General features: G+C 70.9%; 19 protein-coding genes. 2 read left to right on the top strand and 17 right to left on the bottom strand.

The window, feature by feature from the left end; genetic code table 11:
* Nucleotides 1–18 precede the first annotated feature (18 nt).
* The 5 genes from ffh to ACFWU9_RS27235 form a co-directional block, all read right to left on the bottom strand.
* Nucleotides 19–1569, bottom strand: a complete 1551-nt coding sequence (gene ffh / locus ACFWU9_RS27255) for a signal recognition particle protein (RefSeq protein WP_384322914.1) — start codon at nucleotides 1567–1569, stop codon at nucleotides 19–21.
* A gap of 239 nt (nucleotides 1570–1808) precedes the next feature.
* Entirely contained in the window at nucleotides 1809–4259 is a 2451-nt protein-coding gene (locus ACFWU9_RS27250; RefSeq protein WP_384322912.1) for a [protein-PII] uridylyltransferase, read from the bottom strand.
* 343 nt (nucleotides 4260–4602) lie between these two features.
* A complete protein-coding gene (locus tag ACFWU9_RS27245) occupies nucleotides 4603–4941 on the bottom strand; it encodes a P-II family nitrogen regulator (RefSeq protein WP_078074856.1) in 339 nt (112 codons plus the stop codon).
* A complete protein-coding gene (locus ACFWU9_RS27240; protein ID WP_384322909.1) occupies nucleotides 4938–6224 on the bottom strand; it encodes an ammonium transporter in 1287 nt (428 codons plus the stop codon). Before ACFWU9_RS27240 ends, ACFWU9_RS27245 begins: the two co-directional genes overlap by 4 nt.
* Nucleotides 6225–6604: 380 nt before the next feature.
* On the bottom strand, nucleotides 6605–8080 hold the full coding sequence (locus ACFWU9_RS27235; protein WP_384322907.1) for a hypothetical protein: 1476 nt from the start codon (nucleotides 8078–8080) through the stop codon (nucleotides 6605–6607).
* Between the two features lie 438 nt (nucleotides 8081–8518).
* Between ACFWU9_RS27235 and ACFWU9_RS27230 the strand changes: the two genes are divergently transcribed.
* Complete coding sequence (locus ACFWU9_RS27230; protein ID WP_384322905.1) at nucleotides 8519–9178, top strand: bifunctional DNA primase/polymerase; 660 nt, start codon at nucleotides 8519–8521, stop codon at nucleotides 9176–9178.
* A 234-nt stretch (nucleotides 9179–9412) separates the two neighbouring features.
* Here ACFWU9_RS27230 and ftsY read toward each other — a convergent pair whose 3' ends face one another.
* The 5 genes from ftsY to ACFWU9_RS27205 form a co-directional block, all read right to left on the bottom strand.
* Complete coding sequence (gene ftsY, locus ACFWU9_RS27225; protein WP_384322903.1) at nucleotides 9413–10624, bottom strand: signal recognition particle-docking protein FtsY; 1212 nt, start codon at nucleotides 10622–10624, stop codon at nucleotides 9413–9415.
* A gap of 88 nt (nucleotides 10625–10712) precedes the next feature.
* Nucleotides 10713–12137, bottom strand: coding sequence for a sugar porter family MFS transporter (locus ACFWU9_RS27220; RefSeq protein ID WP_384322901.1), 1425 nt, complete (start codon nucleotides 12135–12137; stop codon nucleotides 10713–10715).
* A gap of 125 nt (nucleotides 12138–12262) precedes the next feature.
* Entirely contained in the window at nucleotides 12263–16111 is a 3849-nt protein-coding gene (locus ACFWU9_RS27215) for a chromosome segregation SMC family protein (protein WP_384322899.1), read from the bottom strand.
* A 178-nt stretch (nucleotides 16112–16289) separates the two neighbouring features.
* On the bottom strand, nucleotides 16290–16508 hold the full coding sequence (locus tag ACFWU9_RS27210; protein WP_189105231.1) for a hypothetical protein: 219 nt from the start codon (nucleotides 16506–16508) through the stop codon (nucleotides 16290–16292).
* A 465-nt stretch (nucleotides 16509–16973) separates the two neighbouring features.
* A complete protein-coding gene (locus ACFWU9_RS27205; RefSeq protein WP_384322897.1) occupies nucleotides 16974–17255 on the bottom strand; it encodes an acylphosphatase in 282 nt (93 codons plus the stop codon).
* Between the two features lie 166 nt (nucleotides 17256–17421).
* Here ACFWU9_RS27205 and ACFWU9_RS27200 point away from each other — a divergent pair, with 166 nt between their 5' ends.
* Entirely contained in the window at nucleotides 17422–18357 is a 936-nt protein-coding gene (locus tag ACFWU9_RS27200; protein ID WP_384322895.1) for a CAP domain-containing protein, read from the top strand.
* Nucleotides 18358–18538: 181 nt separating this feature from the next.
* Here ACFWU9_RS27200 and mutM read toward each other — a convergent pair whose 3' ends face one another.
* From mutM to rsmD, 7 genes are all read right to left on the bottom strand, one after another.
* On the bottom strand, nucleotides 18539–19414 hold the full coding sequence (mutM, locus tag ACFWU9_RS27195) for a bifunctional DNA-formamidopyrimidine glycosylase/DNA-(apurinic or apyrimidinic site) lyase (protein WP_384322893.1): 876 nt from the start codon (nucleotides 19412–19414) through the stop codon (nucleotides 18539–18541).
* A gap of 214 nt (nucleotides 19415–19628) precedes the next feature.
* On the bottom strand, nucleotides 19629–20510 hold the full coding sequence (gene rnc, locus ACFWU9_RS27190) for a ribonuclease III (RefSeq protein WP_384322891.1): 882 nt from the start codon (nucleotides 20508–20510) through the stop codon (nucleotides 19629–19631).
* A 19-nt stretch (nucleotides 20511–20529) separates the two neighbouring features.
* A complete protein-coding gene (gene rpmF, locus ACFWU9_RS27185) occupies nucleotides 20530–20703 on the bottom strand; it encodes a 50S ribosomal protein L32 (protein WP_003965982.1) in 174 nt (57 codons plus the stop codon).
* Nucleotides 20704–20705: 2 nt separating this feature from the next.
* The gene (locus ACFWU9_RS27180; RefSeq protein WP_329380995.1) at nucleotides 20706–21314 is read right to left on the bottom strand and encodes a DUF177 domain-containing protein; all 609 of its coding nucleotides are present in this window, start codon (nucleotides 21312–21314) and stop codon (nucleotides 20706–20708) included.
* Nucleotides 21315–21525: 211 nt separating this feature from the next.
* Nucleotides 21526–22719 (bottom strand): cell division initiation protein, encoded by a 1194-nt coding sequence (locus tag ACFWU9_RS27175; RefSeq protein WP_384322889.1) that lies wholly within the window; start codon nucleotides 22717–22719, stop codon nucleotides 21526–21528.
* A gap of 135 nt (nucleotides 22720–22854) precedes the next feature.
* On the bottom strand, nucleotides 22855–23334 hold the full coding sequence (gene coaD / locus ACFWU9_RS27170; RefSeq protein WP_384323011.1) for a pantetheine-phosphate adenylyltransferase: 480 nt from the start codon (nucleotides 23332–23334) through the stop codon (nucleotides 22855–22857).
* Nucleotides 23335–23360: 26 nt separating this feature from the next.
* Complete coding sequence (gene rsmD, locus ACFWU9_RS27165) at nucleotides 23361–23942, bottom strand: 16S rRNA (guanine(966)-N(2))-methyltransferase RsmD (protein WP_384322887.1); 582 nt, start codon at nucleotides 23940–23942, stop codon at nucleotides 23361–23363.
* Nucleotides 23943–24237: the final 295 nt, after the last annotated feature.

Raw genomic sequence — 24237 nt, 5'->3', positions numbered from 1 at the left:
CGGGGCGCCTACGGGGCCTCAGCCCATGAACTTCTTGAACTCGTCGGGCAGTTCGAAGTTCTTGTCCGCCTCGCCCGCCGGCAGGCCGAACGCGCCACCCGCCTGCGCCGCTTCCTCGCGCCTCGCCGCGGCGGCCTGCTCCTCGGCCTTGCGCTTCATCGGGTTGCCGGAGCGCCGCTTGCCCTTGGCCTGCTTCTGCTGCTTCTTCTGCCGGCCGGGCCCGCCGCCCGACCCCGGAGCGCCCGGCATACCCGGCATCCCGCCGCCCTGAGCCATCTTCGACATCATCTTGCGGGCCTCGAAGAACCGCTCCACCAAGTTCTTCACGGCGCTGACCTCGACGCCGGAGCCCTTGGCGATGCGGGCGCGGCGCGAGCCGTTGATGATGGTCGGCTCGTGCCGTTCGCCCGGCGTCATGGACTTGATGATCGCGGCCGTACGGTCGACGTCCCGCTCGTCGATGCTGCTGATCTGGTCCTTCATCTGCCCCATGCCGGGCAGCATGCCGAGCAGCTTCGAGATGGAGCCCATCTTCCGGACCTGTTCCATCTGCGCCAGGAAGTCGTCGAGTGTGAACTCCTTGGGCCCCTTCGCCAGCTTCTGGGCCATCTTCTCGGCCTCGGCCTGGCTGAAGGTCTGCTCGGCCTTCTCGATGAGGCTGAGCATGTCGCCCATGTCGAGAATGCGGGACGCCATGCGGTCCGGGTGGAACGCGTCGAAGTCGTCGAGCTTCTCGCCGTTCGAGGCGAACATGATCTGCTTGCCGGTGACGTGCGCGATCGAGAGCGCCGCACCGCCCCGGGCATCACCGTCGAGCTTGGACAGCACGACGCCGTCGAAGCCGACGCCGTCGCGGAAGGCCTCGGCCGTGTTGACCGCGTCCTGGCCGATCATGGCGTCGACGACGAACAGGACCTCGTCGGGGCTGACGGCGTCGCGGATGTTGGCCGCCTGCCGCATCAGTTCCTCGTCGATACCGAGACGGCCGGCGGTGTCGACGATGACGACGTCGTGGACCCTGTCCTTCGCGTACTTGATCGAGTCCTCGGCGACCTTGACCGGGTCACCCACGCCGTTGCCGGGCTCGGGGGCGTACACCGCGACGCCCGCGCGTTCGGCGACGACGGAGAGCTGGTTGACGGCGTTCGGGCGCTGGAGGTCGCAGGCGACCAGCAGCGGGGAGTGGCCCTGGCCCTTGAGCCAGACGCCCAGCTTGCCCGCGAGGGTCGTCTTGCCCGCGCCCTGGAGGCCCGCGAGCATGATCACGGTCGGCGGCTGCTTGGCGAAGCGCAGGCGCCGCGTCTCGCCGCCGAGGATGCCTACGAGCTCCTCATTGACGATCTTGATGATCTGCTGGCTGGGGTTGAGCGCCCGCGAGACCTCTTCGCCGCGTGACCGCTCCTTGACCTTCGCGGTGAACGCACGGACCACGGGGAGCGCGACGTCCGCCTCGAGGAGCGCGATGCGGATCTCGCGTGCGGTGGCGTCGATGTCCGCCTCGGACAGCCGCCCCTTGCCGCGGAGGGATTTGAAAGTCGCTGAGAGGCGATCGGAGAGGGTATCGAACACGGCGCTCGTAGGTCCTCAGGGGTCGGGGGCAGGGTGGATTGCTCTCCAGGGTATCCGGCCGGGCCGGTATGCCGGGCCGGACCCGTTGTGAATGCCTGTACGGGGCCCTCCGTGGGCGGCCTCGCGCCGCCCCGTACGACGGTCCCGACCCGCACGACGACCGCCGCCTGTCCTGTCCCGCGCCGGTCGGCCGCCCGCCCCGTCCAGCCGCCCCGTGCCTGCCTCCAGGGCATCCTCGGTCAGGCGCGCAGGGCCTCCTCCACCATCTTCGCGACGGTCGTCGCCTCCCCCTCCGTAAGGAGGGTGCCGTCCGCGCGCGTAACATAGACGGTGTCCACGGCGTTCGCGCCGAGCGTGGAGACGTGCGCGCTGCGGACCCGTACCGCCGCCTCCTCCAGCGCCCGACCGATCCGGTGCAGCAGGCCCGGGGCGTCCTGCGCGCGTACTTCGATGACGGTGGCGAGGTCCGAGCTGTCCGGCACGACCGTCACACGGGGCGGCGGTGCCTGCGTGCCACGCCGCCGGGGGTAGGCGGCCTCGCGCTCCGCCAGCCGCGACCGGATGTCGAGCGAACCGTCCAGGGCGCGTACGAGATCGGCGCGCAGCCTCGTCGCCTGGGGCAGGGAGCCGTACGCCGCCGCGACCCGCCAGGTCAGCAGCAGCACGTCGGAGGCGTCGCCGAGCGCCGTGGGCGGCTCGACGATGCGCAGGTCGGCCGCCCGCACCGTGAGACGGTGCAGCGCGAGGACACCGGCTGCGGCCGGCAGGACCCCGGGGCGGTCGGGGAGGGCGATGAGCAGTTCCACGCCGACCGGCTCCGGTTCGTCGCCCTCCTGGGGAGGCTCCGGCTGGGCGTGGAGGGACAGGACGGGGCCGCCGGTGCGCAGCGCCTCGACGGCGAGGCGTTCCTGCTCCGCGCTGGTCACCACGGGGCGCGGTGCGGCGGGCGTCCTGCCCGCGAGGGCGGCGGCGACGCGGCCGACGAGGTCCGTGACGAGCGATCCGCGCCACGCCGACCAGGCGGCGGGCCCCGTGGCGAGCGCGTCGGCCTCGGTGAGCGCGTGGAGCAGTTCGAGGGTGGACAGTGAGTCGACCTTCTCGGCGACGGCGCTGACGGTGGCCGGGTCGTCCAGGTCGCGCCGGGTGGCCGTCTCGACGAGCAGCAGATGGTGGCGTACGAGCGCCGCGACGACATCCGCGTCGGCGCGGTCGAAGCCGATCCGCAGGGCGACGGTGCGCGCCACGGGCTCGCCCGCCTCGGAGTGGTCGCCCGGGAGCCCCTTGCCGATGTCGTGGAGCAGGGCGGCGACCAGGAGCAGGTCGGGGCGGCTCACGCGCCGGGTCAGCGCGGAGGCCTCGACCGCCGTCTCGACGAGGTGACGGTCCACGGTCCAGGTGTGGACGGCGTTGCGCTGGGGGCGGCAGCGGACGCGCTCCCACTCGGGAATGAGGCGGGTGATGAGCCCTTCGGCCTCGAACGCCTCCCAGACGGCGACGGTCGGCTCCCCCGCCCCGAGCAACGTGACGAACTCCTCCCGCGCCGCCGCCGGCCACGGGGCGGGCAGGGGCCCCGCGGCGGCGAGCCTGCGGACGACGTAGGGCGAGATCGGCAGTCCGGACTGGGCGGCGGCGGCAGCGGCGCGCAGCGGCAGTACCGGGTCACGTTCGACGCGCGCCGTCCTCGCGAGCACGGCCTCCCCGTCCTGCTCCACGACGCCTTCGGCAAGCGGGGTCCGCTCCGGGGCGGGGCGGCTGCCGCCGAGGAGTGAACGGAGCCGGGGGCGGCCGGCGCGCGAGCGCAGGACACGGTTGACCTCGCGCCACGTGACGTCGGAGGCGTACGACACGGTGCGCGCCGCTTCGTAGACCTGTCGCAGGAGTTCGTCGGCGTCACCGGTACCGAGCTCGGCGGCGACGCCGTCCTGCTCCTGGAGCGCGAGCCGGTCGGTGGCCCTGCCGGTGGTCAGATGCAGGGCGTCGCGTACGTCGAGGAGTGCGCGGCGCGCCTCGGCGAGGCCCTCGCGGGGGGCGTCGGCAAGCCAGGACGCGGCGACGGCGCGCAGCACCGTGGCGTCCCTCAGCCCGCCCCGTGCCTCCTTGATGTCGGGTTCGAGAAGGAACTGCAACTCGCCCTGGCGCTCGGCGCGTTCACGGCAGAGCTCGTCGAGTTCGGGGAGGCGCTTGGGTGCCTGGTTGCGCCAGTCGGCGAGTACGGCGGTGCGCAGGGCGGCGGTGGGCGCCGGGTCGCCGACCACATGACGGGCGTCGAGTAGCCCGAGCTGCACCTTGAGGTCCTGGCCGGCGGTCTTGCGGGCCTCGGCCGTCGTACGTACGGAGTGGTCCAGGGCGAGCCCCAGGTCCCACACGGGGTACCAGACGCGGTCCGCGAGCGCGGCGACGGCCGCGGCGTCGGAGCTGCCGTCGTGCAGGAGAAGGAGGTCGAGGTCGCTGCGGGGGGACAGTTCGCCCCGTCCGTAGCCGCCGACGGCGACGAGTGAGGCTCCCTGGACGCCGACCGCGCGGGCGGCGGCGGTGAACAGCGCGTGCAGCCAGTCGTCCGTGAGCCGCGCCAGGGCGGCGCGGCGCGGCAGTCCGGACGTCGTCCGCTCATGGAGGAGGCGCAGTCGGGCCGCCGCGTAGCCGCTCGGTCCGGGGTCGGGTTGTCCGGTCGTCTCGTCTGGGATGGTCACCCGGCAGGTCCCGTCTTTCGGCGGGCGTCCCATGTGCGGGCCGCCCGGTTTCGCTGCGCGCGTCCGTTCTCCGAGCGCGCTCGTTTCACAACTCGCGCACCGTTGTCACGAGTTGGGCGCCGGTCCCGCGCTCCGTCCCCGGAACGCGAACGGCGCCGGGCGCGCTCCTCGACGGAGTACGCCCGGCGCCGGCAGGTGCCCGCTCACCAGGCACCTGCCGACATCGGACCGGTCCGGAGCGGGGCAGCCCGGACCGGGTCGGCCCAGCCCGGCCCACAGCGGACCGGACCGGACCGGAGCGATCGCATCGGCCCGGAGCAGACCGATCGGATCGGTCCCGGGGTCAGAGCGCGTCCGGGCCGCGCTCCCCCGTACGTACCCGGACCGCCGTGTCCACCGGCACGCTCCACACCTTGCCGTCGCCGATCTTGCCCGTCCTGGCGGCCTTCACGACCACCTCGATGAGCTGCTCGGCGTCACCGTCCTCGACCAGCACCTCGATGCGGATCTTCGGTACGAGATCGACGGTGTACTCCGCGCCCCGGTAGACCTCGGTGTGGCCACGCTGCCTGCCGTAACCGCTGGCTTCCGTGACCGTCAGCCCCTGGACGCCGAAGGCCTGGAGGGCCTCCTTGATCTCGTCCAGTCGGTGTGGCTTGACGACTGCGGTGATGAGCTTCATACGTCCACCTTCTTGTTCCGCGCCGCGGCGCCGTGGTCCTTGTCCGTAGCGGCCGCACTGCTCCGCCCCGAGGGCGAGCCTCCCACCGCGCTGAAGTCATAGGCGGATTCCGCGTGGAACGCCATGTCGACTCCACTGGTCTCGTCGTCCTCGGAGGCCCGGAACCCAATGCTGACATCCACGATCTTGGCCAGGATCCAGGAGACGACGAACGAGTACCCCATCACCGAGAAGGCGCCAATCGCCTGCTTGCCGAGCTGCGAGGCACCGCCGACCCCGTCGATGGCGAGGACGCCGACGAGCAGGGTGCCGATGACGCCGCCGACGAGGTGGACGCCGACCACGTCGAGCGAGTCGTCGTAGCCCAGCTTGTACTTGAGACTGACGGCCCACGAGCAGGCCGCACCGGCGACGACGCCGATGAGCAGCGCGCCGAACGGGTTGACGTGCGCACCGGACGGGGTGATCGCCACGAGACCTGCGACGGCTCCTGAGGCCGCGCCGAGCGTGGTGAACGCGCCGTGCCTGATGCGCTCGTAGACGAGCCAGCCGAGCATGGCCGCGCCGGTGGCGATCTGTGTGTTGAACGCCATCATGGCGGCGGTGCCGTTGGCGGCGAGCGCGGATCCGGCGTTGAAGCCGAACCAGCCGAACCACAGCAGCGCCGCGCCCAGGACCACCAGCGGCAGGCTGTGCGGCCGCATCGGGTCCTTCTTGAACCCGATGCGCTTTCCGACCACCAGGACCGCGGCGAGCGCACCGATACCGGCGTTGATATGGACCGCCGTACCACCGGCGAAGTCGATCACTTCCAGCTTGAAGAGCCAGCCGTCCGCCTGCCACACCCAGTGCGCGACCGGGAAGTACACGACGGTGACCCAGAGGGCGATGAACAGGGCCCAAGCCGTGAATTTGACACGGTCGGCCAGGGCGCCGCTCATCAGCGCCGGGGTGAGTACGGCGAACATCAGCTGGAAGAGGGCGAAGGCGTAGACGGGGATTCCCTCGGTGCCGCCCGTGAGTGTCTCGGCGTTGATGCCCTTCAGACCGATGTGGTCGAAGTTGCCGAGCAGCCCGGCACCGATGTCGTCGCCGAAGGCGAGCGAGTACCCGTAGAGCACCCACAGCAAGCTGACGATGCCGAGTGAGATGAAGGACATGATGAGCATGTTCAGGGCGCTTTTCACCCGGACCATGCCGCCGTAGAAGAAGGCCAGGCCGGGCGTCATCAACATGACGAGCGCGGCACTGATCAATACGAATGCGGTATCTGCGCCATTCAAGGCCGGCGTCTCCTCGTGGGTGGGAAATACGGCCCGGTGCGGATGCTCTGAACTCGGTGGGCCGACTGGTGGTGAGGAGATTGACGTGGGGTGATTTCGGTCGATGCCGCCCGATGTTTCGCGACAGTGACGAAGTCGACCGGAGTGTTACGCCTGGATGAACTGCTGTGTCGCGACGCGCGGCGGTGGAAGAATCCGGCCGCGACACGCGCCCGTGTGACGTGGCGTGGGGAAGCCGTGTCGGGTGGTACGGGCGACTGCCGCGGCCGGACGCGCGGGGTACGTGGGGGGATTTTCGCAGATCAGGGGTGGCGGGTGGACGGGGCGGACCGGTGGAGGGGGGAAGCCCGGAAGCCCGCGCGGGGCTCTCCACGGGGCGCTCAGACGGCTTCCGCGGCCGCCTCCGGGAGCTCCTCCGTCAGCTGCTCGGTGAGGTGGCTCATCTCGGAGAGCTCCCCGAAGTCCCGGGTGGCCGTCGACACCGTCTTGCGCAGTCGCGTGTTGACGCGCTCGGAACGCACCTTCTTCGCGATCCCGAGCGCCTCCTTGATCAGGGGGGCGGCCTGCTCGGGCTCCCTCTTAAGAAGGTGGACCGTGGCCATACCGACGAGGTTCAGCGCGTACGACCGCTGATGCACCTCGTCATTCTCGAAGAGCTGGACGGCGCGCTCCATGACGGGCTCGGCGAGGGAGGCGTACGTCGGGCTGCGCCCGGCCACGTAGGCGAGGTCCCGGTAGGAGTGCGCGTTCTCTCCGTTGAGCTCGGCCTCGGAGAAGAACCGGATCCAGTCGGGCTCCGGCTCGCCGTCGTCCCCCGCGTCGGCGAAGGTGTTCTCCGCCATCCGCACCGCCCGCTTGCACTTGCCGGGCTGCCCCATGTTGGCGTAGGCGCGCGCCTCCATCGCGTACAGCATCGACTGCGTACGGGCCGTGGCGCAGCCCCTGCTGCCGTACTGGGCGAGATGGATCAGCTCCAACGCGTCGTCGGGGCGGCCGACATGGATCATCTGGCGGCTCATCGAGGAGAGGATGTACGACCCGAGGGCCTTGTCCCCCGCTTCCTTGGCGGCGTGCAGGGCGAGCACGAAGTACTTCTGGGCGTTGGGCTGGAGACCCACGTCGTAACTCATCCAGCCGGCGAGCTCGGACAGTTCGGCGGCGCACCTGAAGAGCCGCCGCGCGGCGGCGTCGGGCTGCGTCTCCTGAAGTAGGTCGGTCACCTCGTGGAGCTGGCCCACGACCGCCTTGCGTCGCAGACCGCCGCCGCACTGGGCGTCCCACTGGCGGAACATCACCGTCGTGGACTCCAGAAGGTCCAACTCGGGCGCGGAGAGCCGGGAGTGGCGGCGCGCCGTCGGAGGGCCCGCGTCGTCCTGGTCGGCGGGCGAGGTGGGCACCAGCCACCGTTGCATCGGTTCGATGAGGGCGGGGCCCGCGGCGAGTGCGAGCGACGTCCCCAGGAAGCCGCGCCGGGCCAGCATCAGGTCACTGCGCGAGAACTCACTGATCAGGGAGATGGTCTGGGGAGCCGCCCAGGGCAGATCGACGCCGGACACCGAGGGTGACTGATGGGCGGAGCGGAGCCCCAGGTCCTCGACCGCGACAACGGCGCCGAATCGCTCGGAGAACAGCTCCGAGAGAATGCGCGGGATGGGCTCGCGCGGCTGTTCGCCGTCGAGCCAGCGGCGTACCCGCGAAGTGTCCGTGCTGATGTGATGGGCGCCCATCTGACGGGCCCTGCGGTTCACCTGGCGCGCGAGTTCGCCCTTGGACCATCCGCTGCGCCTGAACCACGAACTCAACTGCTCGTTGGGGCGCTTGCCGGTAGCCGTACCGTCTGCGCCGCTGCCGCTCACTGGAACGCCCCCATCCACTGAAGCCCTGTCGCGCGAACTTCTACCAGAATGCCGTCAGTTACGGCCGTCTGTCCGGAGATCTCGCCCCTTCGAACACGAAACCGAGTTGCCCGCGGCATAACCACGAACGTGTGGACTTCCCCAGCGTTCGTGTACTCAAAGTAATCCTACGATCACCCCTCCCGCGAGGGTCATTCCGTAAACGCCACCATTCGCCACCCCTTCGAATGAACTCGCCCGCGGCCGGGCGCGATTCACTTGTCGGGCGACGATCAGCAACCGGCGGAGCGTTGCGCACAGGGGCGTGCGGAGCCGAACGCACCACCCCTGATGTCATCCCACGCCGCCGGGGCGAGGCCGAACGAAAAGATGCCGACAGAGGGTCACAGGAGGGCTCCGCGTCGTAACTACCGACGAGTTCGACCCGTTGGAGGGGGCATGGGCTTCACGATCGGCGGAATCCGGGAGATGCGGTCCGGTTCACGGCGCCGCGGCCGCGGCACCGAGTGCACGACGGTGGCCGAGTACACAGGACTCTGGGGCTGGGCCGTCGTCCCCGGGGCGCGGGCCGCAGCGGGGCGATGCTCCTGCGGCGCCGACGGATGTCCCGCCCCCGGGGCGCATCCCCTCGATCCGGCGCTGGAGGTCCCCGCCGGGGCCACGCTGGACGATGCCGCCAGAGCCTGGTCCGAGACGCCAGGGGCGGCCGTCCTGCTCCCCGTGGGGCGTACTTTCGACGTCATTGACGTCGCCGAACCGGCGGGCCGCCGCGCCCTGGTCAGGCTGGAGAGGATGGGGCTGCCGCTGGGCCCCGTGACCGCGACGCCCACGGGGCGGGCGCACTTCTTCGTCGCGCCGGGCGCCGCGAGCGAACTGCCCGAACTCCTCTACCGGATGGGCTGGGACGACGCCGGTCTCGATCTGCGCTGTCTGGGCGCGGGCGACCATGTCACGGCCCCGCCGTCCGACCTCGGTGGCCTCGGGCCCGTCCGCTGGCTCAGGGCGCCGGTCCTGGACACGGCGGGTGACCCGCCGCAGGCGCGGCTGCTGCTCGGCACCCTGGCGTACGTCTGCCACCGCTCGTCCGTCTGCGACTGAACCGGCAGGCCGCGCCCCGCCGTCCCGACCGCGCCGCCGGTGGCCGCGCCGCGCCCGCCCCGTCACCTCCGCCCCGTGGCCCCGCCTCCGCCTCCGCCTCCGTACGAAGGGCCCCACCGCACGCACACACACGGAAGGGCCCTTTCTTCGGTACGGGTGATTCGTACAGGTGATTCGTACGGAGGCCCCGTACGCGCCTCGTACCCGCCCCGTACACCCGTGTACGGGGCCCCCTCAGCCGTCGATCAGCGCGTCGACGAATGCCTCGGGCTCGAACGGCGCCAGGTCGTCGGCACCCTCGCCCAGCCCGATCAGCTTGACCGGCACACCCAGTTCACGCTGGACCGCGATCACGATGCCGCCCTTGGCGGTGCCGTCCAGCTTGGTCAGCACGATGCCGGTGATGTCCACGACCTCGGCGAACACCCGCGCCTGTACGAGGCCGTTCTGCCCCGTCGTCGCGTCCAGGACCAGCAGCACCTCGTCCAGCGGACCGTGCTTCTCCACGACGCGCTTGACCTTGCCGAGCTCGTCCATGAGCCCGGTCTTGGTGTGCAGGCGCCCCGCGGTGTCGATCAGGACGACGTCCGCCCCCTCGGCGATGCCCTCCTTGACCGCGTCGAAGGCGATCGACGCCGGGTCGCCGCCCTCGGGGCCGCGCACCGTACGCGCGCCCACGCGCTCGCCCCACGTCTGGAGCTGATCGGCGGCGGCGGCGCGGAAGGTGTCGGCGGCGCCGAGCACGACCGACCTGCCGTCGGCCACGAGTACGCGCGCCAGCTTGCCCGTCGTCGTGGTCTTGCCGGTGCCGTTGACGCCGACGACCATCACGACGCCCGGGGTGTCGAGACCGCTCTCGGTCTTCACGGCGCGGTCGAAGTCCGTGCGCAGGAGGGCGAGCAGTTCCTCGCGCAGCAGGGTCCGCAGTTCGTCGGGCGTACGCGTACCGAGGACCCTGACGCGTTCGCGCAGCCGCTCCACCAGCTCCTGCGTGGGCGCGACGCCGACGTCGGCGGTGAGCAGGGTGTCCTCGATCTCCTCCCACGTCTCCTCGTCGAGGTGCTCGCGGGAGAGCAGCGTCAGCAGCCCCTTGCCGAGGGTGTTCTGCGAGCGGGCGAGCCGGGCGCGCAGTCTGACCAGACGGCCCGCGGACGGTTCCGGGACCTCGATCGCCACGGGCGGGGCGGCCACGACGGGGTCCTCGACGGCGGGCGGCGTCGCCGTCGCCTCGGGGAGGCCCACCTCCTCGATGGTGCGACGGGTTCCCTCCCGCGGCGGCCCCGCCTCGTCGCCGACGTGCGGCTCGGCGGGCGGGGTCGTGATGGTCGGCGTGCTCGACGGTGCCTTGGGCGGCAGCTGCTTCTTCTTGTGGCTGCTGACCACGAACCCGCTGATCACGCCGACAACGACCAGGGCGATGACTACAGCAAGAATGACGATGTCCACGATGTCATCTTCGCAGGCGGTGGCCGGCTTGGGGCGGTGGGGAGATCCCGGGCCCCGACGGGGCGCGGAATCCCTGGCACGGGGCCGGTCAGCCCATCTCCTCCAGGACCTTGCCCTTGGTCTCCGGAACCCATTTCAGGACGAAGAAGATGGAGAGCAGGGCGAAGGCGGCGTAGATCACGTACGCGCCCGAGAGATCCCAGTCGGACAGGGTCGGGAACGAGGCGGTGACGGCCCAGTTCGCGATCCACTGCGCCGAGGCGGCCACACCCAGGGCCGCGGCGCGGATCCTGCCGGGGAACATCTCACCGAGGAGCACCCAGACGACGACGCCCCACGACAGCGCGAAGAAGAGCACGAAGGAGTGGGCGGCGGCCAGTGCCACCGTGCCCTGGGCGTTGGGGATCGAGATGTCGGTGCCACTGCCCGTCTTGTACGAGAAGGCCCAGGAGGCCAGCCCCAGCGACAGCGTCATGCCGACGGAGCCGATCAGCAGCAGCGGCCGGCGGCCGATCCGGTCGACGAAGATCATCGCGATGACGGTGCCGATGATGTTGACGATCGACGAGGTGAACGAGTACAGGAACGAGCTGGTGGGGTCGATGCCGACGGACTGCCACAGCGACGCGCTGTAGTAGAAGATCACGTTGATGCCGACGAGCTGCTGCAGCGCCGACAGACCGATGCCGATCCAGACGACCGGCAGGAAACCCACCCTTCCGAGCAGGTCCTTGAACGTCGGCTTGTGCTCCTTACGGAGGTTGAGCTCGATCTCCCGGATGCGCTCGTCCAGGTCGACACCCTTGTCCTCGACCTGGGTGAGCACGCCCCTGGCCGCTTCGTTCCGGCCGACGGAGATCAGGAAGCGGGGCGACTCCGGGATCGCGAGGGAGAGCAGCCCGTAGACGACCGCCGGGACGACCATGACGCCGAGCATCCACTGCCAGGCTTCCAGGCCGCCGATCTCGCCGCGCTGGTCACCGTCGGCGATGTTCAGGATGCCGTAGTTCACGAGCTGCGAGACCGCGATGCCGAGGACGATCACCGCCTGCTGGAAGGAGGTGAGCCGGCCGCGGTACGCGGGCGGTGAGACCTCCGCGATGTAGGCGGGGCCGATGACGGAGGCCATGCCGATGGCGAACCCGCCGATGACCCGCCACATGGCGAGGTCCCACAGCGCGAACGGGAGGGCCGAACCGACGGCGCTGATGGTGAAGAGCACGGACGAGATCTGCATACAGCGGATACGGCCGATCCGGTCGGCGATCCGGCCCGCCGTCGCGGCGCCGATGGCGGAGCCGATCAGCGCGGCCGCGATCACCTGGGCGAGTTCACCGGAGCCGATCTGGTAGCGATCCCTGATGGCCTGGACGGCGCCGTTGATGACGGAACTGTCGTAGCCGAAGAGGAAGCCGCCCATGGCGGCGGACGCCGAGATGAAGACGACGTGGCCGAAGTGCTCCGGGAGGGGCGGTTTGCCCCCGGGCCGGGGCGATTGCGCTGTAGTCGTCACATGGGCTCCCGTGGCGGCCCCGGAGCCGTGCACCGGGCATGGGTGGAAAGCCCTTCCAGTGGGGCACGGCGCCGCCCCGTCCACCATCCGGCCCGGGCCGTTCGGGGGAGGCGACGGCGAGGTGGTCAGCGCAGCCGCTGGCTGATCACCTTGGAGACGCCGTCACCCTGCATGGAGACGCCGTACAGCGCGTCGGCGACCTCCATCGTGCGCTTCTGATGGGTGATCACGATCAGCTGCGAGCTCTCCTGGAGCTCCTGCATGATCCGGATCAGCCGCTGGAGGTTGGTGTCGTCCAGCGCGGCCTCGACCTCGTCCATCACGTAGAACGGGCTCGGCCGCGCCTTGAAGATCGACACCAGCAGCGCCACGGCGGTCAGCGAGCGCTCGCCGCCCGACAGCAGGGAGAGCCGCTTGACCTTCTTGCCCGGCGGCCGGGCCTCCACGTCCACGCCGCTGGTGAGCATGTTGTCCGGGTCCGTGAGGATCAGGCGCCCCTCGCCCCCGGGGAAGAGCCGTGAGAAGACTCCCTCGAACTGGGCGGCCGTGTCCCGGTACGCCTCGGTGAAGACCTGCTCGACCCGCTCGTCGACCTCCTTGACGACCTGGAGCAGATCGGCGCGGGTCTTCTTGAGGTCTTCGAGCTGCTCGGAGAGGAACTTGTGCCGCTCCTCCAGCGCCGCGAACTCCTCCAGGGCGAGCGGGTTCACCTTGCCGAGTTGCTGATACGCCCTTTCGGCGGACCGGAGCCGCTTCTCCTGCTCGCCCCGTACGTAGCGGCGGGGCTGGTTGCGCGGGTCCTCCGGGTCCTCCGGCAGTTCCTCGCCCTCGGCGGGCAGGGACGGCGGTACGAGCTGGTCCGGGCCGTACTCGGCGATCAGCCCGGCCGGCTCGACGCCCAGCTCCTCCAGGGCCTTCGCCTCCAACTGCTCGATCCTCATCCGCTTCTCGGCGCCCAGGACCTCGCCCCGGTGCACCGAGTCGGTGAGTTTGTCGAGTTCGCTCTTGAGGTCGCGGCCCTGGTTGCGCTCGGCGACAAGTTCCTGCTCGCGGCCGGCCTTCGCCGCCTCGGCCGCCGTACGTTCCGCGTCGGCGCGTAGGACGGACACCTCGACGTGCGCGAGCAGTTGCCTGGCGCCGGAGGCGACGGCGCCGGCGACCGCCGCCTCGTGGCGCAGTCTGGCCCGCCGCTGTTCCGCGCGCGCCCGCGCCTCGCGCTCGGCGCGGGCGCCCCGGTCGAGCGAGTCGGCGCGGCCGGCGAGTCCCTTCACCCGTTCCTCGTGGGTACGGACCTGGAGCCGCGCCTCCATCTCCGTCTGCCGCGCGTTGGCCCCGTCGGCGGCGAGCCGGTCCCGTACGGAGGTGTCAGGCTCCTCCTCGGCGGGTGCCTCCTCGGCAACGAGCAGGCGCTCCGCCAGCACTTCCGCCTCCTCGGCGGCGCGATCCAGGGCGTCCTGGGCCTTGGCGGCGGCGGCCGAGGTCCGCTCGGCCTCGCCGGCGGCGCCCCGTGCCTGGCCGGCGAGCCGCCCCAGTCGGCCGGAGACGGCGGACTTCTCCCGCTCGGCGGCGCGCCGTCGCTCCCCCAACTCCTCGACGAGTGCGGCGCATTCGGTACGGCGGCCGGTCGCCCGGCGCTGCGTGTCGGCCAACTCCTCGCACCGTACGGCCAACTTGGCCAGCTCGGCGGCGGCCTCGTCGACGGATGCCTGCACCTCCAGCAGGCTGGGCGCCCCGGCGGAGCCACCGTGCGCGAAGTGCGCGCCGAGGAGGTCGCCCTCCGCCGTCACGGCGGTCAGCGCGGGATGGGCGGCGACGAGTTCCTCGGCCTCCTCCAGGCTGCCGACCACGACCATGTCCTGGACGAGCCGCCGTACGGCGCGCATGAGCGCGTCGGGGCCCTGTAGAAGGTCGACGACGCGGGGGACGGCCAGGTCGGTGACGGTGGCGGCGTGCAGGGGGGAGGAGGCGGCCCCGTGGGCGGCGCCGGTGCCGGCCGGGACGTCGCGGGCCCCGTCCGCCTGTCCGGGTACGGCTCCGGACGCGGCGGGTGCGGCGCCGTCCGGACCACCCGGGCCCGTCCCGGCCACGCCACTCTCGGCGCCGCCGGAACCGCCGCCGTCGTACGCCCCGGCGCTGGCCTGTCCGGGGACGCCCGGCGTCGTAACGGAGCCGGTCGCGTCCGCCGGGGCCCCGTCGCCCGGACCCCCGGGCTCCGTCGCCTGCCCCGGCACGGCGGCGGCGGGCCGCGCGGGCGGTTCGCCGCCCAGCAGCAAGGAGGCTCGCCCCGCGTCCTCTTTACGGAGGAGGCGGATCGCCTCCGCCGCCGTCGTCGTGTCGGTCACCGCGATCGCGTCGGCTGCCGCGCCGAGCGCCGCCGCCACCGGGACCTCGTAGCCCGGCGAGACGGTGAGCAGTTCGGCGGCGGGACCCAGCAGACCGGCGAGACGGTCCCGCGCGCCGAGCAGCGCGCCGCTGCCGTCCTTGCGCCGTAGCCCGAGGGCGAGCGCGTCGTGGCGGGCGGAGAGGGCGGCGCGTTGGCGTTCGGCGGCCGTGGCCGCCTCACGCGCCGCGCTGAGCGCGCTCTCCGCCTCGGCCAGCGCCCGCTTGGCCTCGTCGTGCCGCTCGCCCAGTTCCTGGTCGTCGGCGTCCAGACCGTCGACCTCGGCCTTGAGCTGCTCGTACTCCTCCTGCGCGGCGACGGCGCGCTGCCGCGCCCCGTCGCGGGCCTCGGCGAGGCGGCCGATCTCAGCCTGTGCGGAGGCCGCGCGGCTGCGGGCGGCGTTGACCTGACCGTTCAACCGGGCAAGGCCCTCGCGCCGGTCGGCGATGGCGCGTGCCACGTCCTTGAGACGACGCTCCTCCGCCACGAGCTCACGCTCCAGGTCGGAACGGTGCGCGACGGTGTCCTCCAGCGCGCGCTCGGCGGCTTCGAGGGCGGCCGCCAGCTCCGCCTCCTGCTCCCGGATGCGGGCGGCCTCGCGCTCCATGTCCTCCGGGTCCCGCCCGCGCCGCTCGTCCTCCGGCGCGGCGGTGGCACTCTTCACCCGGGCGTCGGCCAGCGAGATGGTGCCCCGTACGCGCTCGGCGAGCTGGGAGAGCTCGTACCAGGTCTGCTGCGCGCGCTGGAGCCTCGGCGCCAGCCGCCGTACCTCCTCCTCCAGCTCCGCCTCGCGTGCCAGGGCGTTCCGGAGCCGAAGTTCCGCCTCCTCCTTGCGCTGCTTGAGCGCCGCCTCGTCGGCCCCCTCCGTACGGAGGGCGTCGCGCAGCTTCACGAGATCGTCGGCGAGCAGGCGCAGTCGCGCGTCGCGCAGGTCCGCCTGGATGACGGCGGCCCGGCGTGCCACCGCTGCCTGCCGCCCCAACGGCTTGAGCTGTCGCCGCAGTTCGTCGGTCAGGTCCTGCACACGCGCGAGGTTGGCCTGCATGGCGTCCAGCTTCCGCAGCGCCTTCTCCTTGCGCTTGCGGTGCTTCAGGACGCCCGCGGCCTCTTCGATGAATGCCCTGCGCCCCATCGGATCGGCGTGCAGGACGGAGTCGAGTTGCCCCTGGCCGACGATGACATGCATCTCACGGCCGATACCGGAGTCCGAGAGCAGTTCCTGGATGTCGAGCAGCCGACAGGTGTCACCGTTGAGCTGGTATTCACTGCCGCCGTTGCGGAACATGATCCGTGTAATGGTGACTTCGGCGTAGTCGATGGGCAGCGCACCGTCGGAATTGTCGATGGTGAGGGAGACCTCGGCGCGTCCGAGCGGCGGCCGGCCGGTGGTCCCGGCGAAGATCACGTCCTCCATCTTGCCGCCGCGCAGCGACTTGGCCCCCTGCTCCCCCATGACCCAGGAAAGGGCGTCCACGACATTGGACTTGCCCGAGCCGTTCGGACCCACGACGCACGTGATGCCGGGCTCGAACCGCAGCGTCGTCGCGGAGGCGAAGGATTTGAACCCACGCAGGGTCATGGCCTTGAGGTGCACGCCGCCGGACTCTACCTGCCTCACATCGCCCAACGCGGTTTCACCGCTGAATGAGCAGGGCACATCAGTCGTGAGAAGAACCGGTTACGGGGCGGGGGGAAAGAAAGAAGGGACGCCGAAGCGTCCCTTGCATGTTCTTGCGAGAGGGTTTCTCACCTGACCCCGACGGGGGCTGCTGTCAGGTGAGCGCCGGCTCCGCCTGGGGTACATCGATGTCGATGCCGTCGAACGGCGAATCGCCATGGTGCTGTGCGGCGGCAGCGCTCAGCGCGTCGTTCTCGGACTGGATCCGTACGAGCTCGGATTCAAGGTCCTGGACACGCTGCTGAAGCCGTCGCATCTCGGCGAGGAGTCGCGGGTCAGAACCGCCGACGTAACCGAGAAGCGCCTTTGCCATGATGGATGGGCCTCCACACTGAGTGACCGACCGAAGCGGTGTGGGTCTGAGGGATTTCCGCACCCGCACTGCCGGCAGAAGTTGTTCCGCACTGTGATTCTCACTGCCAAACAGCCAAGGTGCGCGGGGCTTCCAGAGTCTCACCAAAAAGTTTGACGGTCAACACGATCACAGCCCGTCATCGCCGGACGGCCCAGGGGCGAGCGTCCGCACCCGGTGCGACGTCGCCTCTCCTGCGGCCCCGGAGGGCGTGGAGATCATCGTTAACGCGGGAGCTTGGCACGGGACCCCGCTCCTTGGCAACCATTCGTCCATTCCTGCCGTCCGCATGTGCCCGAGGCATACGGGCAGGCCGGGCCCCACCTCGGTTCTACCGATCCCGACATATCCCGGCGCTTTCAAGATCGACCGAGAATGATCGACATCGTTCGGATCGACTCGGGGGCGTCGCGCAGCCGACCTTGATCACCGGATGGCGAAGGTGTCGTATCCGCCCCGCGGTGTGCCCCAAATCTCAGTGACACCGTCAACACGGCCGGGCGTGTCGTCGGAACGCAGCCACTCCAGCAGACGGTGGCAATTATCACGTGAACCCTCTGCGACGACCTGGACCCTGCCGTCGTCCAGATTCAGGGCGAAGCCCCTCAGCTCCCCGATCTCCAGAGCATTTGCCCTGGTGAACCAGCGGAAGCCAACTCCCTGTACTCGACCGCGTACCCAGACGGTGATCCGTACCTCTTCGCTCATGCGTGCAAGCTAATGGGCGAATACCGCGGTGAGCACTTCTCACCCTCCCCGCTTGGCGTACAGTCCCGTCGCAATGAGGGTCACCCGAATGGGTGAAGCGCATTGTCGCTACGAGCGGTGCGGGAGCAATCACGCGCACCTGGGTACATCGAGGAAGGCGCAGCAGATGGGACGCCATAGTCGCTCGGCCGGCGCACCCGCCGCTGAGGACCACGCGGCCGGTGCGGCAGGTCGGCACCGGGGCACGGGCCGAGGCCGGAAGAGGGGGATCGGTGCCCCCGTACGCACCGGACTGCTCGGTGCCTCCGCCGCGATGGCCATGGGCGCCGTAGCCGTGGCATCCGGGCTGCTTCCCGGCGGGGAGCAGTACACCGTGGGCGGTGGCAGTCTCCCGGGCGAGCAGGTCCGCACCGCGGGGGCGCCGGAGCTCCAGCAGCAGGGCGGGGCGACGACCGAGCCGACGGACGAGGCCCCCGCGGCGCCGAGCACGGGCGACGGCGGTGCGAAGGAGCCGTCGCAGTCCGCGCCGACCACGCAGGACAAGCCGTCCGCCTCCGCGACGCCGTCGAAGCCGGCCAAGACGCCGAAGACGCCGGAGAGCGATCCCACACGGAGCCGGAGCGAGAACGCGAGCACCAAGCCCTCCAGCAGCGCCCCGGTGCCCGAGAAGACCCAGGACCGCGTCACCACGCCACCGCGGACGACGCCACCGTCCACCTCCGCCCCGTCCAGCGCCGAGGCGGAGGTGCTCGCCCTGGTCAACCAGGAGCGGGCGAAGGTCGGCTGTCAGCCGCTCCGCGCGGACAACGCGCTGAACGGTCTGGCCGAGGCGTTCAGCAAGGACATGGCGGACCGCGGCTTCTTCGACCACACCGACCCGGACGGCAACACCCCCTGGGACCGCGCCGACCAGGCGGGCATAACGAACCTGGGCGGCGAGAACATCGCCCGGGGCCAAGCCGACGCGCAGGCCGTGATGGCCTCCTGGATGGCCAGTGAGGGCCACCGCGAGAACATCCTGAACTGCGACTACAAGACCATCGGCATCGGCGCGCACTTCGCCGACGGTGGCCCGTGGTGGACGCAGGACTTCGGCTTCTGAGACAGCCCGGCGGTCGCGTCCCCGCGGTCGCCGTCACACCAGCAGCAGCACGGCATGGGCGAGGCCCGCGGCAGCACGACGTCGCGGGCCTCGCCCATGCCGTGCTGCGCCCGCGTCCACTGCCCGCGTCCACGCGCGCCACGACGGCCCCGGGGGCGGCGTTACGAGCCGATACGCGGCGTTACGAGCCGAGGCGGGGCGGGCGGGTGCGGGGCGGGCGCTGGCAGCGGGGGCAGAAGTAGCTCGACCGGTTCATCCAGGGGCGGCGGCGGATCAGGGTGCCGCAGCGTCGGCACGGTTCGCCCTCGCGGCCGTACACGTCCAGCGACCGGTCGAAGTAGCCGGACTCGCCGTTCACGTTGACGTAGAGGCTGTCGAAGCTGGTGCCGCCGTCCGCGAGCGCGGCTTGCAGTACGTCCCGTACATGACCGAGCAGTTCCACCGCGCGGGGACGGGGCAGCGAGGCCGTCGGACGGTCGTAGTGGAGCTTGGCGCGCCACAGCGCCTCGTCGGCGTAGATGTTGCCGACGCCGCTGATGAGGGACTGGTCGAGCAGCGCGCGCTTGATGGTCGTACGCCGCAGCCGCAGCGCGGCGTAGAAGGCGGCGTCGTCGAACTCCGGGTCCAGTGGGTCGCGCGCGATGTGCGCGATCACGTCGGGCAGCCCGTCGGGAGTGTTGTCGTGCAGCGACAGCCCGCCGAAGGTGCGCTGGTCGACGAAGCGGAGCTCGGTGCCGAGGTCGTCCTCGAAGCGGATCCGGATTCGCAGGTGCTTCTCGTCGGGCGCGGACTCCGGCTGGACGAGGAGCTGACCGCTCATACCGAGGTGCCCGAGGATCGAGGAGTCCGTGTCGGCGAGCGGCAGCCACAGGTACTTGCCGCGGCGGCGCGCGACGCCCAACCGGTGTCCCTTCAGGCGGGCGGCGAAGTCCGCACCGCCGGCCACGTGGCGCCGTACGGCGCGGGGATGCAGCACCTCGGTTTCGGCCACCGTCCGTCCCGCGACCCAGCGTTCGAGTCCGCGCCGTACGACTTCGACCTCGGGCAGCTCGGGCACGATGCTCCTTCAGGGGTGCGGTGGGGGCGGTGAGTTCGCCCGCTCCGGTGCCAACTGGCCGAACACGGGGCGGGAGTTGGGGGATCCGGCGCGGGAGGAAAGAGGAGGGGCGGGCGGTGACGGGCAGGGACGGGGCGGACACGAGCTGCGCCCCTCGTGCCGTATTCGACACGAGGGGCGCACCGGGAAGGGAACGTAACAGCTCGGCCCAGGGTCAGGACTCGGCCGCGTCGGCGGAGCGCGGAGCCGCCACCGAAGAGGTGTCGGCGGCCTCTTCGGAAACGATGTCGACAGCGGCCCCGCTCCCGGTGCCGGTGCCGGTCCCGCTCTCGGCCTCGACAGCGGCCTTCGCCGCCGCCGCCCGTTCGTCCGCGTCGGCCCGGATGGACCGCCACGCGGTCTCCGCGGCCTGCTGTTCCGCTTCCTTCTTGCTGCGGCCGGTGCCGGTGCCGTACGAGACACCACCGACGCGGGCGGCAGCAGTGAAGGTCTTCTCGTGGTCAGGACCGGTCTCCGTGACGAGATACTCGGGGACGCCGAGACTCTCCGCCGCGGTCAGTTCCTGGAGACTGGTCTTCCAGTCCAGACCGGCACCGAGGTTCGAGGACTTCTCGATGAGCGGGTCGAAGAGCCGGTGCACCAGCTCGGACGCCGCGTCGAGGCCCTGATCGAGATAGACCGCGCCGATCACCGCTTCAAGGGTGTCGGCGAGGATGGACGCCTTGTCCCTGCCTCCCGTGCCCTCTTCACCGCGGCCGAGCCGGATGAAGGAGCCGAGTTCGAGGCCGCGCCCCACTTGCGCCAGCGCACGCGAGTTGACCACCGCGGCCCGCAACTTGGCCAGTTGGCCCTCGGGCAGGTCGGGGTGGATGCGGTACAGCGTGTCGGTGACCACCAGTCCGAGCACCGAGTCCCCGAGGAACTCCAGCCGTTCGTTGGTGGGCAGACCGCCGTTCTCGTACGCGAACGAGCGATGGGTCAGCGCACGCACCAGAAGGGCGGACTCCAGCTGATAGCCGAGCCGCCCTTCCAGAAGCGTGTGGGACGAGGCCGTGCTGACGTTGTCTGCCTTCTTGGCATTGGACAGTTCAGACATCGAGCCTCTCACCAGCCGCTCAGACCTCGAGGACCTGGCGCTTGTTGTAGGTGCCGCAACTCGGGCACGCGATGTGCTGGAGCTTCGGCTCCTGGCAACGCTCACACGAAACCAGGGTGGGGACCGCAGCCTTCCACTGCGACCGGCGGTGGCGCGTGTTGCTGCGCGACATCTTCCGCTTCGGAACAGCCACGGCTACTTCTCCTGCTTCTCGTCGGCGCCCGGGTCGGCGCCGTCCATGTTGTCCTTCTCGCCGTCCTTGATGGTTTCGGCGAGTCCTTGCAGTGACGCCCACCGGATGTCGACGGCGTCGTGGTGATGGTCCGGGTTCTCGTCCAGCCTGATTCCGCATTCGGAGCACAGGCCGGCACAGGTCTCCCGGCACACCGGCTGCATCGGCAGTGCGAGCACCACCGCATCGCGCAGCACAGGTTCGAGGTCGAGCAGTCCGTCCTCGATGAAGAACCTGTCCTCGTCGTCCTCGGCGTCGTCGGCCGGTTCCGCCTGCTTGCTGCGGCCCCGGTCGTCGGCGTCAGGGTACGAGAACATCTCCTGGAAGTCCGCTGCCACGTCCTGGCGCACCGGCTCCAGACACCTTACGCACTCCCCCTCGGCCGTCGCACGGGCGGTGCCCGTGACGAGCACGCCCTCCATGACCGACTCCAGACGCATCCTGAGCTCGATCGGGGCGCCTTCCGGCACTCCGATGACCCCGTCGATGCCGAAGTCCTTGGGCGCCGCCGCGGAGCGGGTCAGCCGCTTGAGCGCGCCGGGACGCCGACCCAGCTCGTGTGTGTCGAACACGAGGGGGTTGCGGTGGTCGAGGCGGGCGTTCAGGGCTTCTCCTGCTTTCGAGTCGTGGGGTGGGCCGCCGGGTCGCTTGACGAGGGGGCGGCCGGATCGCGGACATCGCGCGACCGAAGAGCCAGGATACTTGACGGGCCGCCGTGAGCCCAATCCGGTCGTACGCGGGCGCCCGCCCCGTACGGGGCCCCGTGCCCGGCACGGGGCGGGGTCAGCGGCCCTGCTCGTACCGGCGCAGCTGCTCCATGTCGATCATGCTCGTGTCGAACAGGCTGGTCTCGTCGAGAGCGCCCTGGCCCTGGGAATCCTGCTGCTGGTGCTGGGGCTGCTGCGCCTGGGCGTCGGGGTGCTGCTGCCAGCCCTGCGCCGCCTGGTCGTAGTTCTGCCCGTAGCCCTGGCTGTAGTTCGGGTCGTAGCCGGCGGGGTCGTAGACCGGCTGCTGGGCCTGCTGGTACGCGTACGGGTCCTGCTGCTGATAGGCGTACGCGTCCTGCTGCTGGTAGCCGCCGTAGGACGGGTCCGCGTACTGCTGCGCCGCGGCGGGGTCGGCGTACTGCTGCGGGTCCTGTGCCTGCGCCGGGATCGGGGCCTGGGCCGGCTGCTCCGGGATCCGGTGCGCGGCAACCGGCTCCACCGGCTGGTGCGCGGGCGCCCCGATGCTCTGGAGCGACGGCTGCCCCGACACCTCCGCGAGACCCGAGAGATAGTCCGCGTCGCTCGTGTGCCCCTGGCGCCCCGCCGCGTCCTGCTCCGCCATGTGCAGGCCCAGGTCGTCGCTGGCGACCCGCCCGTGCAGCTTCTGCCGGCCGCGGCCGACCGCGTCGAGGGTCTTGGAGAGCACGGCCTCGAAGGCGCCGAGCTTGGCGTCGACGTAGTCGTCCGCGCGGCGGATCAGGGTGTCGGGGTCGGCGCTGTACTCCGGGGCGTCCTCGTCGGCGTACCCCTCCTGGTCGAGCCCCGGGCCCCGGCCGAGCAGTTTCTCGCGGCCCCGGTCGACGGAGCCGATCGTCTTGTTGAGCACGACCTCGAAGTTCGCGAGCTTGGAGTCCACGTAGTCGTCGGCCTCGGCGCGGATCTCCTCCGCGTCCTTGCGGGCCTCGGCGAGGATGCGGTCCGCCTCCTCCTGCGCGGTGCGGGCGATCACGGTCTCGGAGATCAGCGTGGACCGCTCCGCGTGGGCCGCCTGCACGATGCGCTCCGCCTCCTGGCGGGCCTGCTCGGAGAGCTGCTCGTGGCCGCCGAGCAGCTCCTGGGCCTGGGCGAGGGAGCCGGGCAGGGCCTCCCGTACCTCGTCGAGCAGGGCGAGCAGTTCGCCGCGGTTGACCACGCAGGAGGCCGACATGGGCATGGAACGGGCGTTCCCCACCGCGTCGACGATCTCGTCGAGCTTCTTCTGCACGTCCACCGTGTGCTCGCCACTCTCTACAGCCGGGTTGGAGACGGACGCAACGACTGTACGGCCAGTCGGTGCGCGCCCGACACCAGATGACGGGCCGTCAGGTACGGACCTGGTCCGGGGCCCCGTTCCGCGCCCCGTCCCTCACTTGTCGCCGAGGCGCTCGGCCAGCGCCTCGTGCACGAGGGGAGGCAGCAGATGGGAGACGTCTCCGCCCCAGGTCGCCACCTCTTTGACCAGTGAGGAGGAGAGGAAACTGTAGATGGGGTTGGTCGGCACGAAGAGGGTCTCGACGCCGGACAGGCCGATGTTCATCTGGGCCATCTGCAACTCGTAGTCGAAGTCGCTGACCGCCCGCAGGCCCTTGACGATGGCGGGGATGTCGCGCTGCTTGCAGAAGTCGACGAGGAGGCCGTGGAAGGCCTCCACCTCGACGTTGCCGAACTCGGCGGTGACCTGACGGATCAGATCGATCCGTTCCTCGACGCTGAACAGTCCCTTCTTGGACTGGTTGATCATCACGGCGACGTGTACGACGTCGTACAGCTTGGAGGCACGGCCAATGATGTCGAGGTGACCATTGGTGATGGGGTCGAAGGACCCCGGACAGACGGCGCGGCGCAACTGAATTCCCTCGCTCTCCGGTCCGGTCATCGGGCGTCTTCGGGTGCGGCGGCGCGACCGTACCAAAGGGTTCCTTCGCCGTAGCGGCGTGCCCGCAACGGTTCGAACCCCTTCGGCCAGGTGAACTCCCCACCTCTGGTGCTGCGCTCCACGGTGGCGACGGCTTCGTCATTGAGCCAGCCCTGAGAGCGGAGTGTGAGGAGGATCTCGCGAAGATCATCGTCGGTGACGGCGTACGGCGGGTCGAGGAAGACGATGTCGTACGGGGCGCCGGGAGCCGGTCCTGTCACGATCTGCTCGGCTTTGCCCGTACGGACCTCGGCGCCCGGCAGTCCCAGTGCGCGGACGTTGTCCCGCACCGTGCGGGACGCCCTGGCGTCCGCCTCCACAAGGAGGGTGTGCGCGGCGCCCCGGGAGAGTGCTTCGAGGCCGACGGCGCCGGAGCCGGCGTAGAGATCGGCGACGCGCAGGCCGTCGAAGGTGCCGACCAGCGCCTCCCAGGTGGAGAAGAGACCCTCGCGCGCTCGGTCGGAGGTGGGGCGGGTGCCGTTGCCCGGTGGTACGGCGAGACGGCGTCCGCCGGCGGCGCCGGCGATCACGCGGGTCATGGGTGTCGGGTCCTCGGTTCGTGGGTGCCGGAGCGGCCGGGGCCGCACGGGATGCGGCCGGGGGCCGCGTGTGCGTCGCCACCCACGATATGGCGTCGCCCCCGGAGCGGCCCGCCGGGAAGGGAGCCCTCGCCGCCGGGCAGGCCGGCGGGGGCGTCGAACGGGGGCGGTACGGCCGCTGGGCGGCGCTGTGCCGCCCGCTCAGCTTGTTCTTTATGGTCTGCCCTCGAACGATGCCCCGAACGAGATCGCTCGTACGGGGATTCCGGGGACGTGAACACGGCCTCCGTCTGAT

This window comes from Streptomyces sp. NPDC058653 (assembly GCF_042716895.1).
GTDB lineage: Bacteria > Actinomycetota > Actinomycetes > Streptomycetales > Streptomycetaceae > Streptomyces.
This window is presented reverse-complemented; position numbering and strand designations above follow the sequence as displayed.